The sequence below is a fragment of the Rummeliibacillus sp. POC4 genome, assembly GCF_003576525.1.
Taxonomy (GTDB): Bacteria; Bacillota; Bacilli; order Bacillales_A; family Planococcaceae; genus Rummeliibacillus.
Window position 1 is genome coordinate 49,822 of record NZ_QWUA01000004.1, and the last position, 17,275, is coordinate 67,096.

14 protein-coding genes are annotated in these 17,275 nt (G+C 37.1%); 13 read left to right on the plus strand and 1 reads right to left on the minus strand.

Going from position 1 to position 17,275, the window contains the following annotated elements:
• Positions 1–2: 2 nt before the first annotated feature.
• The 8 genes from D1606_RS01350 to D1606_RS01385 all read left to right on the plus strand — a co-directional run bounded on the left by D1606_RS01350 (position 3) and on the right by D1606_RS01385 (position 9,748).
• Positions 3–1,280 (plus strand): dihydroorotase, encoded by a 1,278-nt coding sequence (locus D1606_RS01350; protein ID WP_119414223.1) that lies wholly within the window; start codon positions 3–5, stop codon positions 1,278–1,280.
• A complete protein-coding gene (locus D1606_RS01355) occupies positions 1,277–2,380 on the plus strand; it encodes a carbamoyl phosphate synthase small subunit (protein WP_119414224.1) in 1,104 nt (367 codons plus the stop codon). The genes D1606_RS01350 and D1606_RS01355 overlap by 4 nt, the downstream gene beginning before the upstream one ends.
• The gene (gene carB, locus D1606_RS01360; RefSeq protein WP_119414225.1) at positions 2,373–5,576 is read left to right on the plus strand and encodes a carbamoyl-phosphate synthase large subunit; all 3,204 of its coding nucleotides are present in this window, start codon (positions 2,373–2,375) and stop codon (positions 5,574–5,576) included. Before D1606_RS01355 ends, carB begins: the two co-directional genes overlap by 8 nt.
• Positions 5,573–6,349: a dihydroorotate dehydrogenase electron transfer subunit gene (locus D1606_RS01365; RefSeq protein ID WP_119414226.1), complete on the plus strand. Its 777-nt coding sequence runs from the start codon at positions 5,573–5,575 to the stop codon at positions 6,347–6,349. The genes carB and D1606_RS01365 overlap by 4 nt, the downstream gene beginning before the upstream one ends.
• Positions 6,346–7,257, plus strand: coding sequence for a dihydroorotate dehydrogenase (locus tag D1606_RS01370; RefSeq protein WP_119414227.1), 912 nt, complete (start codon positions 6,346–6,348; stop codon positions 7,255–7,257). Before D1606_RS01365 ends, D1606_RS01370 begins: the two co-directional genes overlap by 4 nt.
• Positions 7,258–7,965, plus strand: coding sequence for an orotidine-5'-phosphate decarboxylase (gene pyrF / locus D1606_RS01375; RefSeq protein ID WP_119414228.1), 708 nt, complete (start codon positions 7,258–7,260; stop codon positions 7,963–7,965). It begins immediately after the preceding gene.
• 1 nt (position 7,966) lies between these two features.
• Positions 7,967–8,596 carry an orotate phosphoribosyltransferase gene (gene pyrE / locus D1606_RS01380; RefSeq protein WP_119414229.1) on the plus strand — a complete coding sequence of 210 codons (630 nt, stop codon included), beginning with the start codon at positions 7,967–7,969 and terminating at the stop codon, positions 8,594–8,596.
• A 216-nt stretch (positions 8,597–8,812) separates the two neighbouring features.
• Positions 8,813–9,748: a VOC family protein gene (locus D1606_RS01385; protein ID WP_119414230.1), complete on the plus strand. Its 936-nt coding sequence runs from the start codon at positions 8,813–8,815 to the stop codon at positions 9,746–9,748.
• 60 nt (positions 9,749–9,808) lie between these two features.
• On the opposite strand, the gene D1606_RS01390 is transcribed toward D1606_RS01385, so the two are convergent.
• Positions 9,809–11,503: an Rqc2 family fibronectin-binding protein gene (locus D1606_RS01390; RefSeq protein ID WP_119414231.1), complete on the minus strand. Its 1,695-nt coding sequence runs from the start codon at positions 11,501–11,503 to the stop codon at positions 9,809–9,811.
• 171 nt (positions 11,504–11,674) lie between these two features.
• On the opposite strand from D1606_RS01390, the gene D1606_RS01395 reads away from it, so the two are divergent.
• From D1606_RS01395 to priA, 5 genes are all read left to right on the plus strand, one after another.
• The gene (locus tag D1606_RS01395; protein WP_119414232.1) at positions 11,675–12,550 is read left to right on the plus strand and encodes a YicC/YloC family endoribonuclease; all 876 of its coding nucleotides are present in this window, start codon (positions 11,675–11,677) and stop codon (positions 12,548–12,550) included.
• A gap of 50 nt (positions 12,551–12,600) precedes the next feature.
• Entirely contained in the window at positions 12,601–13,218 is a 618-nt protein-coding gene (gene gmk, locus D1606_RS01400) for a guanylate kinase (RefSeq protein ID WP_119414233.1), read from the plus strand.
• A 3-nt stretch (positions 13,219–13,221) separates the two neighbouring features.
• Positions 13,222–13,446, plus strand: coding sequence for a DNA-directed RNA polymerase subunit omega (rpoZ, locus tag D1606_RS01405; RefSeq protein WP_119414234.1), 225 nt, complete (start codon positions 13,222–13,224; stop codon positions 13,444–13,446).
• Positions 13,447–13,639: 193 nt separating this feature from the next.
• The gene (gene coaBC, locus D1606_RS01410; protein ID WP_119414235.1) at positions 13,640–14,845 is read left to right on the plus strand and encodes a bifunctional phosphopantothenoylcysteine decarboxylase/phosphopantothenate--cysteine ligase CoaBC; all 1,206 of its coding nucleotides are present in this window, start codon (positions 13,640–13,642) and stop codon (positions 14,843–14,845) included.
• Positions 14,842–17,250, plus strand: coding sequence for a primosomal protein N' (gene priA / locus D1606_RS01415; protein WP_119414236.1), 2,409 nt, complete (start codon positions 14,842–14,844; stop codon positions 17,248–17,250). Before coaBC ends, priA begins: the two co-directional genes overlap by 4 nt.
• Positions 17,251–17,275 lie beyond the last annotated feature (25 nt).

The window sequence follows — 17,275 nt, forward strand, 5'->3', positions numbered from 1 at the left end:
CCATGACAAAACTTTTAAAGAACGTTCTGATGCTAGATGAGCAAGGAGATTTAAATGCCACTGAAATTTTTATCGAGGATGGTAAAATTGCTACAATCGGTGAGCATTTAGAGCGAAATGCTGATGAAACAATTGATGGAAAAGGTCATGTGATTGCGCCGGGCTTTGTAGATGTTCACGTCCATTTACGTGAACCAGGTTTTGAACACAAAGAAACAATTGCAACAGGCACTATGTCAGCTGCAAAGGGTGGATTTACTACAATTTGTGCAATGCCAAATACAAAACCAGTACCTGATTCTATAGAAAACTTGGATATGATCAATGGTTTAATAGAAAAAAGTGCGATTGTTCGAGTACTTCCATATGGCTCACTTACAGTAGCACAATCAGGTGATGCTCGAACAGATTTAAGAGCTTTAAAAGAACATGGTGCTGTCGCCTTTTCAGATGATGGTGTAGGTGTTCAAGAAGCGGCAACTATGTATGAACAAATGAAAGATGCTGCAAAAATTGGTATGACAGTTGTTGCTCACTGTGAAGATAACTCGCTAATTTATAACGGTGTTATGCATGATGGAAAACGTAACAAGGAATTGAATCTACCTGGAATTCCTTCTATTTGTGAATCTGTTCAAATTGCACGTGATGTGCTCTTAGCAGAAGCGGCAGGCGCTCATTATCATGTGTGTCATGTTTCAACAAAAGAATCCGTACGAGTGGTACGAGACGCAAAAGCAGCTGGTATCAATGTGACCGCTGAAGTCTGTCCACATCATTTGTTATTAGAAGAGATGGATATTCCATCTGATGATGCAAATTGGAAGATGAATCCACCACTCCGAGCAAATGACGATTGGCAAGCGCTACATGAAGGATTACTTGACGGTACTATAGATTGTATTGCGACAGACCATGCACCTCATACACAGGAAGAAAAATGCTGCGGAATGGTAGGTGCACCATTTGGAATCGTTGGATTTGAAACAGCTTTCCCGCTTTTATATACACAATTTGTTGAAACTGGAAAATGGACTCTTAAGCAATTAATTGATTGGATGTCTATAAAACCAGCTAAACTTTTCAATTTACCATATGGGAAAATTGAAGTTGGAGCATCAGCAGATTTAGTTCTATTAGATTTGAAAGAAGAGAAAGTCGTAAATGCAGAAGAGTTTGCCTCAAAAGGAAGAAACACACCTTTTAATGGGTGGAAGGCAAAAGGTTTTCCAGTCTTAACAATTTCAAAGGGAAATATTGTATGGGAGGATGCACAATGACAACAAGAAAACTCATTTTAGAAACAGGCGAAGTATTTGAAGGGCAGGCTTTCGGTAGCGAAAAAGGATCACAAGGCGAAGTCGTATTTACTACAGGGATGACAGGTTATCAAGAAACGCTTTCTGACCCCTCATTTTGCGGGCAGATTGTTACAATGACATATCCTTTAATCGGAAATTATGGCGTTAACCGAGATGACTTTGAAACCATTTCACCAGCAATTAAGGGATTTGTCGTACATGAATTGGCAAAAGCTCCATCGAATTTCCGTAATGCAGGAACATTAGATGACTATTTCAAAATGAAGGATATTCCAGGAATTGAAGGTGTAGACACACGAAAACTAACTCGTTTAATACGTAACGAAGGTTCTGTAAAAGGTTATCTTTCAGCGGCTGGGGAAGAAGTGAATATAGATGAAGTAGTGGAACAACTTCGTCATACAACATTACCAACAGATCAAGTTGCACAAGTTTCTACTAAAAGCGCATATCCTTCCCCTGGACGCGGGAAACGTGTTGTATTGATGGACTTTGGGATGAAACACGGAATTCTCCGTGAGCTAAACAAACGTGATTGTGATGTTATTGTAGTACCGTACAACACAACTGCAAAAGAAGTTTTAGCATATCATCCTGATGGTATTATGCTATCGAATGGCCCAGGAAATCCACAAGATGTTCCTGAAGCAATAGAAACTGTAAAAGAACTAATCGGAAAAGTGCCAATCTTCGGGATTTGCCTTGGTCAACAGCTGTTCGGTCTTGCATGTGGCGCTAAGACATTTAAGTTGAAATTTGGTCATAGAGGGGCAAACCATCCTGTAAAAGATCTTCGTACTGGTCGTACAGAGTTAACTTCTCAAAACCATGGCTTCGCAATTGATAGTGATTCACTTGAAGGAACGGATTTGGAAGTGACACATATCGCTTTAAATGATGGAACATGTGAAGGATTACGACATAAAAAATATCCTGTATTCACTGTACAATATCACCCTGAAGCTTCACCTGGACCAGAAGATCCTAACCACTTATTTGATGAGTTCATAGAGTTAATGAATAACAATACTAGAGAGGAGCAAAAACAACATGCCTAAACGCCAAGATATTAAATCCATTTTAGTAATCGGTTCTGGCCCTATTGTCATTGGTCAAGCTGCAGAATTCGACTATGCAGGTACACAAGCCTGCCTATCTCTTAAAGAGGAAGGTTACCGAGTTATTCTTATAAACTCAAATCCAGCTACAATTATGACAGATACTGAGATTGCAGATAAAGTATACATAGAACCAATCTCACTTGAATTTGTTTCTAGAATTTTACGTAAGGAACGTCCTGATGCAATCCTACCTACACTTGGAGGACAAACGGGTTTAAATATGGCAATTGAGCTTCATAATTCAGGGATTTTAGATGAGCTAGGAATTGAAATTTTAGGAACAAAATTAGATGCTATTAACCAAGCTGAGGATCGTGATTTATTCCGAAATTTAATGTATGAGTTAGGTGTTCCGACTCCTGAGTCTGATATCATTCATAACCTTGAAGAAGCCGAAGCATTTGTTGAGAGAATCGGCTATCCAGTCATCGTTCGACCAGCGTTTACGCTTGGGGGTACTGGTGGTGGTATTTGTTATAACGAACAAGATCTTCATGAAATTGTTACTTCAGGATTAAACTACTCACCAGTTACTCAATGTTTATTGGAAAGATCAATTGCTGGTTTTAAAGAAATTGAATATGAAGTAATGCGTGATTCTAAAGACAATGCAATTGTAGTATGTAACATGGAAAATGTGGACCCGGTTGGTATCCATACAGGTGATTCAATAGTTGTAGCGCCATCTCAAACATTATCAGATCGTGAATATCACATGCTACGAAATGTCTCATTGAAAATAATTCGAGCTTTGGGTATTGAAGGTGGATGTAACGTTCAATTAGCCCTTGATCCGAATAGCTTTAATTACTATATTATTGAGGTGAATCCTCGTGTATCCCGTTCATCCGCACTTGCATCAAAAGCAACAGGATACCCAATTGCCAAACTTGCAGCAAAAATTGCTGTTGGCTTAACTTTAGATGAAATGATTAACCCTGTAACTGGAAAAACATATGCGTGCTTCGAGCCAGCTTTAGACTATATCGTAGCAAAAATCCCTCGTTGGCCATTTGATAAATTTGAAACTGCAAAGCGAAACTTAGGTACTCAAATGAAAGCAACAGGTGAAGTAATGGCAATTGGCCGTAACTTTGAAGAGGCCATTCTTAAAGCAGTACGTTCACTTGAAACAGGCCATAAACATATCGAGATGAAACATGCAGAAGACTTAACAGATGAATGGATTAAAAAACGTGTTAAAAAGGCAGGAGATGAACGTCTATTCTTCCTTGCTGAAGCAATACGTAGAGGTGTCACAATCGAAACTATTCATGAATGGAGCCAAATCGATTTATTCTTCTTAGATAAATTTAAAAATATCATTGATTATGAAACTGTTTTAAAAGAGCATCCGAATAATCCGGATGTATGTCGTAAAGCGAAAAAATTAGGCTTTGCAGATGAAACAATCGCGAAACTTTGGAATACACAAGCAAACAAAGTATATGATTTCCGTAAAGAACATGGCATCATACCTGTTTACAAAATGGTTGATACATGTGCAGCAGAATTTGAGTCTGAAACACCATACTTCTATGGAACATATGAAGATGAAAATGAATCCATCCGTTCAGAACGCGAATCTGTAATTGTTTTAGGTTCAGGCCCAATCCGCATTGGTCAAGGTGTTGAGTTTGACTATGCAACGGTACATTCAGTATGGGCTATACAAGAAGCTGGATATGAAGCTATCATTATTAACTCAAATCCAGAAACAGTATCCACTGACTTCTCGATTTCAGATAAGCTTTATTTCGAACCACTAACTATTGAGGATGTTATGCATATTATCGATTTAGAACAACCAAAAGGGGTAGTTGTTCAATTTGGTGGTCAAACAGCGATTAACCTAGCAGACAAATTAGAAGCACGTGGTGTGAAAATTCTAGGGACTTCACTTGATTCAATCGATAGAGCTGAATCGCGTGACCGCTTTGAAGAAGCACTACACGAACTAGGTATTCCACAACCTCTAGGTAAAACAGCAACTAACACACCTGAAGCGATTGCAATTGCAGAAGGGATCGGCTATCCGGTTTTAGTTCGACCTTCCTATGTACTAGGTGGCCGTGCAATGGAAATCGTCTATAATACAGATGAATTAAAACACTATATGGAAAATGCCGTAGAAGCATCACCAGAACATCCGGTATTAATAGACCGTTATTTAACAGGAAAAGAAATTGAAGTAGATGCAATTTGTGATGGCGAAAATGTGCTAATTCCAGGAATTATGGAACATATCGAACGTGCAGGTGTACACTCAGGTGACTCAATCGCAGTATATCCGCCACAAAACTTATCACAAAAACATATAGATACATTAGTAGACTATACAACTCGATTGGCAAAAGGATTAGGAATTATTGGACTTATGAATATTCAATATGTCATTTCTCAAGATGTTGTCTATGTAATTGAAGTAAATCCACGTGCATCACGTACTGTACCATTTTTAAGTAAGATTACCAATATTCCTATGGCGAATGTAGCAACCAAAGCTATATTGGGCCATACAATTCCACAACAAGGCTATCCAACAGGATTAGCGCCAGTTAAAAAAGGAGTTTTTGTAAAAGTACCGGTATTTAGTTTTGCAAAATTGCGTCGTGTAGATACAACTTTAGGACCTGAGATGAAGTCCACAGGTGAAGTAATGGGTAAGGATAGCACATTAGAAAAGGCATTGTATAAAGGTTTTGTAGCAGCAGGTATGAAAATTGAAGATCATGGTGCAGTGCTTATGACCGTTGCAGATAAAGACAAAGCTGAAGCTATTACACTCGCAAAACGTTTTGTAGAAATCGGTTATTCCATTTTAGCAACACCTGGAACAGCAGAATCTTTAAAACAAGCCGGTATTAAGTCAACGATTGTTGATAAAATAGGCTCAAATGGCCCGACATTACTAGATGTAATACAAAATGGTAATGCTCAATTAGTTATTAATACACTAACAAAAGGCAAACAACCTGCTCGTGATGGTTTTAGAATTCGTCGTGAGTCCGTAGAAAATGGTGTTGCTTGTCTTACTTCTCTTGATACAGCAGATGCTATTTTAAGAGTTATTGAATCCATGACATTTACAGCTAGTGCTATGCCAAAGGCAGAATTAGAGGTGCATGCATGATTAAACAAGAGAGAATGAAAGTCGTACGTCATAAACAAATAGCAGATGATATTTTTGAGCTGACCTTAATTGGTCAGCTTTCCCTTGAAATGAAACAACCTGGACAATTTGTACATATCCGTGTCTCTGATAGTTTCGAACCATTATTAAGAAGACCAATTAGCATTTGTTCAATTGACCCAGAACATATGGAATTTACTATGTTGTATCGTGCTGGTGGTAGAGGTACTAAATTATTATCGTTAAAACAACCAGGAGACGAAGTAGATATACTTGGTCCATTAGGAAATGGTTTTCCTGTAGAAGAGGCAAATACAGGAGAGACAGCCTTGTTAGTTGGTGGGGGGATCGGTGTACCGCCATTGTATGAGTTATCTAAACAACTAAATGCTAAGGGTGTTCGTACAATCCATGTACTAGGGTTCCAATCGATTAATAATGTTTTTTATGAAAAACAATTTAGTGAACTTGGTGAGACTTACATTGTAACAGCAGATGGAAGCTACGGCACAAAAGGTTTTGTAACGGATTTATTAGCTCAACTGAACCCAGAGTTTGATGTTTTTTATAGTTGTGGTCCACTACCAATGTTAAAGGCTTTGGAGCAAACATATCCTGATAAAAAAGGCTTTCTATCTTTTGAAGAAAGAATGGGCTGCGGTCTAGGTGCTTGCTATGCATGCGTTTGTAAAACAACTGATGCAGTTGAAAATGACTATTTGAAAGTTTGTTCAGATGGTCCTGTCTTTCCGAGAGGGGTGGTTGCATTATGAATCGATTACAAGTTGAGTTGCCAGGATTATCATTGAAAAATCCAATTATACCTGCATCTGGGTGTTTTGGCTTTGGTCAAGAGTATGCAAAATTATATGATTTATCGAAACTTGGAGCAATTATGATTAAAGCAACAACGTTGGAGATTCGTAAAGGAAATCCAACACCTCGTGTAGCTGAGACATCTTCTGGAATGTTAAATGCGATTGGGCTTCAAAATCCAGGGTTGGCACATGTAATGGAATATGAATTGCCTTGGCTTGAACAATATGATGTCCCGATTATCGCAAATGTCGCTGGAACTGATACAACTGATTATGTAGCTGTAGCTGAAAAAATCTCAACTGCACCAAATGTCAAAGCATTGGAGTTAAATATTTCTTGTCCGAATGTCAAATGTGGTGGGATTCAATTTGGTACAGATCCTAAGACTGCAAGTGAACTAACAGCAGCCGTCAAAGCTGTATCCAAAGTTCCTGTATATGTGAAGCTATCTCCAAATGTTACGAATATAGTAGAAATTGCAAAGGCAGTTGAAGCTGGTGGCGCCGATGGTATTACCATGATTAATACATTAATTGGTATGAGACTACATCCAAAAACAGGAAAGCCTATTATTGCAAATGGTACTGGTGGATTATCAGGTCCAGCTGTTAAACCAGTAGCTATTAGAATGGTATATGATGTAAGTCAACAAGTGAATATTCCAATCATTGGTATGGGTGGTATAACAAATGCTGAAGATGTCATTGATTTCTTATCTGCGGGGGCAAGTGCTGTTGCTGTTGGTACTGCAAACTTTGTGGATCCTTTTGTATGCCCGAATATCATCGACGAGTTACCTCAAAAGTTAGATGAACTAAACTGTGAAAAAATATCAGATCTTGTTGGAAGGAGCCATCGATAAATGACAGATAAGCCGATAATTGCTTTAGATTTTCCGTCTGAAGAGAAAGTCTTTCAATTTCTATCTCAATTTCAAGAATCATTATTTGTGAAAGTAGGACTAGAACTTTATTTACAAGAAGGCCCATCCATCATTAAAAAGATAAAAGCGCAAGGTCATGAAGTTTTTCTTGATTTAAAACTTCACGACATACCCAATACTGTTAAATCTGCAATGAGAGGTTTGGCGAAGCTTGGTGTAGATGTGGTTAATGTTCATGCTGCTGGAGGTAGCGAAATGATGAAAGCGGCATTAGAAGGTTTGCAAGAAGGAACGCCGGTAGGGGGAAAACGCCCAGCCTTAATAGCAGTGACGCAACTTACTTCAACAAGTGAGGAGCAAATGCATCGCGAGCAAAAAATCACAACTACATTGGAAGAATCTGTTCTAAATTATGCAAAGTTAGCAAAGGAATCCGGGCTAGATGGTGTTGTCTGCTCTGTTTTAGAGGCAAAAGCTATCGAAAAAGTTTGTGGTAAAGAATTTCTTAAAGTAACACCTGGCATTCGTTTATCTGGTGGTGCATTACATGATCAAAAACGTGTTGCAACACCATCGTTTGCAAAAGAAAATGGTTCTACACATATCGTAGTAGGTCGTGCGATCACACAAGCTAATGATGTGGTGGAAGCCTATCATATCGTACAATCAACATGGGGAGGACAATAAAATGACAATTCAAAAAGATGTAGCACAGGGTATGTTAGAGGTAGGTGCAGTTGAGTTAAATCCAACAGAGCTTTTTACGTGGGCTTCAGGTATAAAATCACCAATCTATTGTGATACTCGACTTACAATCTCTTATCCAAAAGTACGAAAAACAATCGCAAATGGTCTTGCTGAGTTGATCAAAGAAAACTTTCCTGAAACTGAAGTTGTTGCTGGAACTGCGACAGCAGGAATTCCTCATGCGGCATGGGTTAGCGATATTCTAGATTTACCTATGGTCTATGTACGTTCAAAACCAAAAGATCATGGTCGAGGCAACCAAACAGAAGGTAGATTACATAAGGGACAAAAAGTAGTGGTTGTCGAAGATATTATTTCAACAGGTGGTTCAAGTATTACTGCTGTCGAAGCACTTCGTCGTGAAGGAGCAGAAGTATTAGGTGTAGTTTCTGTTTATTCTTATATGCTACCTCGTGCACAACAAAACTTTGATGAAGCAGGTGTTCCATATAAAAGCTTATCAAATTTTGAAGCACTTGTAGATGCTGCTAAAGAAACAGGTGCAATACAAGAAAATGATATCCCCGCATTACTCCAATGGCATAAAGATTTAAAAGCTGGAAAATTATAAAGTGATTTAAAATAATGCTGTTTATAAAAAGCAAGATGCTCTTATTTCTTAGAAGATTGTCCAAGAGATAGGAGCTTTCTCGCTTAAACCAATTTATTAACAATAAACGTCCAATATTTTACCCACGGACAAATCTTTTTATTTGTCATATTGTTCAAACTACATTAAAATAAAGAAAACCTATCAAAAAACTATGGTTTTAGAAAGGGTTTGAAAATGGCTGAACAATTAGAAGAATTTTTACCTCAGTATACTATTAATCCACAAACAAATATTAAAAGAGTTGTACTTAAAGTGATTGATTTAGCAAGACAGATAGCTTTCTATGAACAAGTCGTAGGTTTAGAGTTACTTAGTAGTACTGAAAGTTATGCATACTTAGGCGTAAAAGGGGATTCAAAGGTGCTTTTAGAATTGCGGAAAACAGCTGAAAAGTTGCAACCCGCAAAAAGTACAGGGTTATTTCACATCGCCTTTCTAGTACCAAGTAGAGAGGCATTTGCAACAAAGTTCTTCGAAATTTTGAGAAATAAACAAACAGTAGATAGTCCTCAAGAACAAGAAACCCGTTTTCCTCATTTCGAACGTATCATTCCAATTGCTAAATTAGATAGTGCAAGTGATCACGGTTATAGTGAAGCATTCTATTTATCGGATGTGGAAGGTAATGGCATTGAAATTTACGCTGATCGACCAAAAGAAGAGTGGAATCAGCACCCTCAAGGGAGTAATCCGTTAAATTTTAAAGAGCTTGCAGAAATTGCTCAATTTGAAAGCGATGGTAAATTACCACAAGGTACAACGGTTGGACATGTACATTTGCGAGTAGATAACTTAAAAGAAACGTTGTCATTTTACAATCAAGTATTAGGGTTTGAATCTCAGCTTGTTTTAGATGATGCATTTTTCGTATCAGCAGGTGGTTATCATCATCATATTGCCGGAAATACTTGGTCTGGTACTAATATTGCACATCCTATTGCTATACACAGTGGCTTACAAGAAGTGCAATTTCAATTACCATCAAAAGCTGCATATTATAAGATGAAAAATCATGTAAAACAGTTTATCCAAATGCAAGATTTAGAAACGTATTTTGCTGTTAACGATCCAAGTGGTAATCGATTAGTATTTTTTGCCGATAATTTATAATCAAATTTTTAAAAGAGGTCGACCTTTGTTATGCTGTCGACCTCTTTGTTATTTTACATATTAATCTTGTTTCAATGTCATCACTAATTCTTCATCAGGAGTTACATAAATTGTTTTTTGTTCAAAATAAATAACGAAACCTGGTTTTGCACCATTAGGCTTTTTCACTTGACGAACTTCAGTATAATCGACCGGTACCGATGAGGAATCACGCGCTTTACTGAAATAAGCTGATAAAGTAGCAGCTTCTCTTATAGTTTGTTCATCTGGCTCTGCACTATGAATGACGACATGAGAGCCTGGAATATCTTTTGTATGCATCCAAATCTCATATTTTCTTGCTAATTTGAACGTTAGATAATCATTTTGCTTATTGTTTTTACCTACTGAAATTTGAATTCCAGTTGAAGATATAAATTCTTCAGGAGAAGGTTTTGTCGGTTTTTTACGTCGTCTAGAAGCACGTAGCTTCATAAAACCTTGTTCTGCTAATTCTTCTCGAATTTCTTCAATATCATGTGGAGCTGCTTGTTGAACTTGTTGTGAAAGCATTTCAAAATAAGCTAAATCTTCATTTGTCTTATCAATTTGTTGTTGCACCATAATTAATGCATTTTTTGCCTTGTTATATTTTGTGTAATAACTTTGTGCATTTTCAATTGGTGTTTTTCGTTCACTTAAAGGAATTTTCACTTCTGCACCATTCTCATCGTAATAATTGGCAACAGTAACTTCTTTTTGTCCTTTTTCAAAGTTATAGATATTGGCCATCAATAACTCACCAAATAATTGATATTGGTCTAATTTTGAGGCATGATTTAAATCCTTTTGAAGTTTTTTTAGTTTTAAGCGTAACTTACTAATTTCATTTTGCAACCATCTTTCAAGATCCCCGGCTTGTTGTTTCACGCGGTCACGTTCAGCTCTAGCAAAAAACACACGATCGAGTAATGTGCTTAAAGAAGGATATGTAGTTGGTTTGCCTTCTAAATGAGTAAGTTCTATAGGAGAAAATTGTGTTTTTCCGTTCACTTCCACAAAAGTTGGTAAATTACCACCATTTGAAAACTCTTGTATAAAGGAAGGGAAAAGTTCCGCCGAAGTTTTTTCACCGTTTTTCACACGATATAAAAATTCATTGGCATGCAGTGGAGAAAAGCCGGTGAAATGTTGAACAATTTCTTGTGCTGTTTTCTCAGTAGAGAAGAATGTTTGTAACTCTTTGGGAGATACAGCTGCCGGATTCACTTTATTTTGCGCTGGAGGTGCAACATAATTTTGACCTGGAAGAACAGTTCGGTAGCTATTCATAGCAGGTGGTAAATGTTTTAAACTATCTACGATTTTTTTCGATTCTTTTTCAACCAAAATAAGGTTACTATGTCGTCCCATTATTTCAGCATGGAGTTCTCTTGTAATTGGATCTCCAATTTCGTTTTTGCTTGTGATTGTTAAAACAATTATTCGGTCTCCATCGATTTGTTCAATCGATTCTATAAAACCACCTTCAATATGTTTTCGTAACAACATACAAAACATGGGTGGTTCGGCAGGGTTTTCGACAGTTTGACTTGTCAAATGAACACGTGCGTAAGATGAATGGATTGAAAATAATAATTTATGATTACCGCCATTAGCTCGTATTGTTAAAATAATTTCTTGTGCATTTGGTTGGTGCACTTTAGCTATACGACCTGTGACCAGTTGTTGCAATTCTTTTGTCATTGCTAGTGTAAATAAGCCATCATATGCCATATGTAAATTCCTCTTTCAAAGCGTTTTGCTCTATCTTAACATTTTTTCATAGAAATATGTCTATTACATATTCGAAATGCAGAATGTTTCTAAACCAATTTATGATTATGCACAATAACTTTATCTTATGATATACTTATGGATAGTATGCAAAGAAGGATGTGACTGACCTTGGTACGAAGTATGACTGGATTTGGCAGGGGTGTCACAACAACGGATCAATTGCAGTTAACCGTAGAAATCCGTTCGGTAAATCATCGCTTTTTAGAAATTTCTACACGATTTCCAAAAGAATGGACTGAAGCGGAAGTATTTGCAAAAAAAGTACTCTCTACAAAAGTTTCGAGGGGAAAGTTAGATGTATCCGTCTACGTGAAAGAATTAGAGCCACTTGGACAAACTGTGAAAATCAATTGGAATTTGGTTAATACTTATAAAGAAGCAAGAGATGAGTTAAGAAAACAAGTTCCACTAGATGAAAAATGGTCTATGTCTGAAATTTTACAACTTGATCAAGCATTGATTTTAGAAATGAAACAAGTTTCAAAAGAAGAAATTTTAAATGCTGTGGAAGTAGCTGTCGAAGAAGCGGCTCAAGTTCTTATTCAAATGCGACAAAGAGAAGGTCAGGAATTATTAGAAACTATTTTAGGTTTCAAAAAAGCTTTAAAAGAGCAAATTGTTATTATAAAAGAGGTTTCTCAACAAGCTGTGGAGAAATATCGTGATAAGCTTATAGAGCGTATAAAGGAAATTAGTCAAGCAGATTATTTAGAAGACCGTCTTTTAACAGAGGTCGCTATTTTTGCTGAAAAAGCGGATATAGCAGAAGAATTAGATCGTTTAGCAAGTCATTTAAAACAATTAGATGAAACATTGCAAGAGGATACTTCCATTGGTCGTAAACTTGACTTTTTAATGCAAGAAATACATCGCGAGATTAATACGATTGGTTCAAAAAACCAGTCAGTTGATGCAGCAAATGCTGTTGTACAGGCCAAAGCAATAATAGAAAAAATGAGAGAACAAGTTCAAAATATTGAATAATAGCAATAATTATTGTATGATTAACTTTTTGGAACGATGAGGGAGAGATAATGAGAAGAGAACGTGGATTGTTAATTGTTTTATCTGGTCCGTCGGGAGTCGGCAAAGGAACAGTGAGAAAAGAGTTATTTTCACAACCAGATACCAATTATGAATATTCTATTTCTATGACCACGCGTAAACCACGTGAGGGAGAAGTTGATGGCGTGGATTACTTCTTTAAAAGTAGAGAAGAATTTGAAACGCTAATCGATCAAGGTAAATTACTTGAGTATGCTGAATACGTAGGAAATTATTATGGAACACCTATTGACTATGTAAATGCTACTTTGGATGCGGGACGTGATGTATTCCTTGAAATTGAAGTTCAAGGTGCAGCACAAATTCGTGAAAAAGTACCAGACGGTTTATTCATTTTCCTAGCACCACCAAGTCTTTCTGAATTGCAACAACGTTTGATAGGCCGTGGGACTGAAACTGAAGAAGTAATTGCAACACGTATAGCTGCTGCGAACAAAGAATTAGAAATGATGAATTTGTACGATTATGTCGTGGAAAACGATGAAGTACAATTAGCATGTGAACGAGTAAATGCGATTGTTCTTGCAGAACATTGTAGACGTGAACGTGTAGAAAAACAATATTTAGCTATGTTGAGAGGAGAATAATAGATGCTATTTCCATCTGTTGACGTTTTAAAAACTAAAATCGATTCAAAATATTCACTAGTAAGCCTTGCTTCTAAAAGAGCTCGTGCTATGCAAGAAGGTAGTTCAGAACATTTATCTTCATATGTTTCTGACAAAAATGTTGGGAAAGCCCTTGAAGAAGTAGCTGCAGGTGTTCTTTCAATAGAAGACCAAGATGTAAATAAAGTTTATGAAGATGAAGTTTAACCATTATTCAATCGTATTTATTAATTAGGGTTGGACTTCTGGCAGTTGACACGGATTTTGATGAATATTAGTCAAAACAATTTGACAAAATCTTAGTGTATTTTGCCGGATGTGTAATTGATTAACTAAAACGCTGTAGCTCCCAGAGAATTATTTCTTTGGGAGCTTGTGTTGTTTCGAGAGGGAGAAAAACATGATTGCAAATAAGAACATTTTACTTTGTGTATCAGGTGGAATCGCAGTTTATAAGGCAGTTGCACTAGTTAGTAAACTTACTCAAGCAGGTGCACATGTGAAAGTAATGATGACAGAATCTGCAACCCGTTTTGTAACGCCTTTAAGTTTTCAAGTTATGTCCAAACATGATGTTTACACAGATACATTCGATGAGAAAGATTCAGGAGTAATCGCACATATTGATTTAGCAGACTGGGCAGATCTTGTCATCGTTGCCCCAGCAACAGCTAATATTATTGGTAAACTAGCTAATGGTATTGCAGATGATATGGTAACAACTACTTTACTTGCAACAACATCAAAAGTTTGGATAGCTCCAGCGATGAATGTACATATGTATGATCATCCGGCAGTAATACGAAATATTGAACGTTTAGTGAAAGATGGCTATGAATTTATAGAGCCTGCTGAAGGGATTTTAGCTTGTGGATATGTTGGAAAGGGTCGTTTAGAAGAGCCAGAAAAAATTGTTTCCTTAGTAGAACAATTTTTTAAACCAAAATTCTTGCCTTTGAAAGGAAAAAAAGTGGTTGTTTCTGCTGGCCCAACTAGAGAAAGAATAGATCCAGTACGATATTTAACAAACTTTTCTTCTGGAAAAATGGGGTATGCAATGGCTGCAGCAGCACAGAAGTTAGGTGCAGAAACGATACTTGTTTCAGGACCTGTTGATATTACTCCTCCAGTAGGTGTCAAACTCATTTCTGTAGAAAGCGCTGAAGAAATGTTACAAGCTATTTTAAGAGAATATGATGGTTCAGATATTGTTGTAAAAGCGGCAGCAGTTGCAGATTATCGTCCTAAAACGAATCTACCTCAGAAAATGAAGAAGCAAGCTGGCGATACAAGTATTGAACTTGAAAGAACAACTGATATTTTACTAACTTTAGGTGAACGGAAACAACATCAGTTACTTATCGGCTTCGCTGCGGAGACGAATAATGTATTAGAATATGCAAAAGGAAAACTAATCAAAAAAAATGCGGACTATATTATTGCAAATGATGTTTCTAAATTAGATCGTGGCTTTGGAACAGATTCCAACACAGTTACAATAGTTGGAAAAGAAGATTTCCAAAAAAACTATGCATCAATGCCTAAGGAACAACTTGCTACTGAGCTATTTTTGACTATCCTAAAAAGAGAAGGTATATCACAATGATTGCGCAAATTATTGTTGATGTTTCTGCTTATCCTGTGGACAGGCCGTTTGACTATTTAGTTCCTGCTGAACTAGAGGAACTTGTAGAAGTTGGTTGTCGTGTTAAAGTGCCTTTTGGTCCGAGAAATGTGCTTGGATTTATCACATCATTGAAAGACCAAACTGATGTGCCTGACAATAAACTAAAAGCCATTACACAATTATTAGATATAGAACCAGTACTAACTGAAGAGATGCTTGAACTCGCTAAATGGATGACAGTGCATACTCTATGCTATGAAATAGATGCCTTACAAGTGATGCTACCTTCTGCATTACGGGCAAAGTATGAGAAAACGATTAAGCTAACGACTGAACTGACCAATTTACCTGACGAATTGCAGTCATTGTTTGGTCAAAAAGAAATGATTCCTTATAAAAAAGTTGAAGCAGCTAATCTTTTAAAACTCCTTAAATATTGTATGAAGCAGGGATTTGTTGAACAGAAAACAGTTGTTAAACAGCAAGGAAAAGTAAAAGCTGTTCGCAAAGTGAAAGTATTGGACGATGTGTTTAAATTGCAAGAAATTGCTACATCCATCCCTGCACGTGCAAAGAAACAAGTGCAAGTTGCAGAATGGATGGTAGAGCATGCAGGTGAGGAGTTTATCCCTCATGAGCTTTGTGAAATGTTAAATATTACATCAGCCGTATTAAATGGAGTCATTGAAAAAGGAGCAGCTAGCTATTTCAAAGAGGAAGTATACCGCAATCCATTTGCAAAAGATGCACACAAATCGAAAGCACTTGAATTGACCGGTGAGCAAACTGAAGCATTAACGCAAATCCTGCAATCTATGAAAGAAAAAGCCGCAACTACCTTCTTATTACACGGTATCACTGGTAGTGGTAAAACAGAGGTATATCTGCAAGCTATTCAAGAGGCTATTAATCAAGGGCAAGAGGCAATCGTTCTAGTACCTGAGATTTCATTGACTCCCCAAATGACTGAACGATTTCGTGCACGTTTTGGGGATTTAGTAGCAGTTATGCATAGTGGGTTATCTAAGGGTGAAAAGTATGATGAATGGCGAAAAATTGGCCGTGGGGAAGTAAAAGTAGCAGTAGGGGCTAGGTCCGCTATTTTTGCTCCTTTTACTAATCTAGGGCTTATTATTTTAGATGAAGAACATGAATCTACTTATAAACAAGAAGATACACCTCGCTACCACGCTAGAGATGTTGCAATTTGGCGCAGCCATTTTCATCATTGTCCTGTAATTTTAGGCAGTGCTACACCTTCACTTGAGTCTTTTGCAAGGGCTAAGAAAAATGTTTACACTTTGCTCACTTTATCAGAGAGAGCTAAAAAACAATCTCTTCCTAGTGTACAGGTAGTAGATATGCGAGAAGAACTTCATAGTGGGAATCGTTCGATGTTTTCTACCTCTTTAACGGAAGCGATTCAAGAAAGACTTGCTCGAAAGGAGCAAATGGTATTATTTTTAAACCGACGTGGCTATTCTTCTTTTGTTTTATGTCGCGATTGCGGAACTGTTGTACAATGTAAGAACTGTGATATCTCTATGACATATCACCGTTCAACTGAAACTTTAAAATGTCATTATTGTGGTTATGAACAACATGTTCCAACAGAATGTCCAGAGTGTCACAGTGAGCATATTCGCTTTTTTGGGACGGGTACTCAAAAAATTGAAGCTGAAATTCATAAAGTGTTCCCTGAAGCAAGAGTGTTAAGAATGGACGTTGATACAACAAGGCAAAAGGGTGCACATGAACGAATTTTGGATGATTTTGGCGCTGGTAAGGCGGATATTCTACTAGGAACGCAAATGATTGCGAAAGGTCTAGATTTTCCTAAAATCACATTAGTAGGGGTTTTAAGTGCAGATACGTCCTTAAACCTTCCAGACTTTCGTGCTGCAGAACGTACTTTCCAATTGTTAACTCAAGTTAGTGGACGTGCTGGAAGACATGATTTACCTGGTGAAGTGATTATTCAAACGTATAGTCCAGAGCACTATGCGATTCAATTGTCAAAAGAGCAGCATTATGAACCGTTCTATGAACAAGAAATGGCAATGCGACATAAGTTTGCTTACCCACCATACTTTTATGTTGTACTAATCCAAGTAACACATGAAGATGTTATGATGGCTGCAGAGTATGCAGGTAAAGTGATGGATTGGTTAAAATTGAAATTATCCACTCAAGTAGGTTTAATAGGCCCTACTGCTGCATCTATAAGTCGAGTGCAAAATCGATATCGCTATCAATGTTTGATAAAATATAAAAAAGAACCGAATTTAATTGAGACATTACAACAATTGATTCGGATATATCGTACAGAATGGATTAAAAAGGGTATTCAACTTACCGTTGATTTAGATCCTTCTACCATTTAATTTTGAAGATAAAGAAAAGAGGTTC

Coding starts and splice junctions, on each gene's coding strand:
- D1606_RS01350 (WP_119414223.1), top strand. CDS start 3: ATGACAAAACTTTTAAAGAACGTTCTGATGCTAGATGAGCAAGGAGAT.
- D1606_RS01355 (WP_119414224.1), top strand. CDS start 1,277: ATGACAACAAGAAAACTCATTTTAGAAACAGGCGAAGTATTTGAAGGG.
- carB (WP_119414225.1), top strand. CDS start 2,373: ATGCCTAAACGCCAAGATATTAAATCCATTTTAGTAATCGGTTCTGGC.
- D1606_RS01365 (WP_119414226.1), top strand. CDS start 5,573: ATGATTAAACAAGAGAGAATGAAAGTCGTACGTCATAAACAAATAGCA.
- D1606_RS01370 (WP_119414227.1), top strand. CDS start 6,346: ATGAATCGATTACAAGTTGAGTTGCCAGGATTATCATTGAAAAATCCA.
- pyrF (WP_119414228.1), top strand. CDS start 7,258: ATGACAGATAAGCCGATAATTGCTTTAGATTTTCCGTCTGAAGAGAAA.
- pyrE (WP_119414229.1), top strand. CDS start 7,967: ATGACAATTCAAAAAGATGTAGCACAGGGTATGTTAGAGGTAGGTGCA.
- D1606_RS01385 (WP_119414230.1), top strand. CDS start 8,813: ATGGCTGAACAATTAGAAGAATTTTTACCTCAGTATACTATTAATCCA.
- D1606_RS01390 (WP_119414231.1), bottom strand. CDS start 11,503: ATGGCATATGATGGCTTATTTACACTAGCAATGACAAAAGAATTGCAA.
- gmk (WP_119414233.1), top strand. CDS start 12,601: ATGAGAAGAGAACGTGGATTGTTAATTGTTTTATCTGGTCCGTCGGGA.
- rpoZ (WP_119414234.1), top strand. CDS start 13,222: ATGCTATTTCCATCTGTTGACGTTTTAAAAACTAAAATCGATTCAAAA.
- coaBC (WP_119414235.1), top strand. CDS start 13,640: ATGATTGCAAATAAGAACATTTTACTTTGTGTATCAGGTGGAATCGCA.
- priA (WP_119414236.1), top strand. CDS start 14,842: ATGATTGCGCAAATTATTGTTGATGTTTCTGCTTATCCTGTGGACAGG.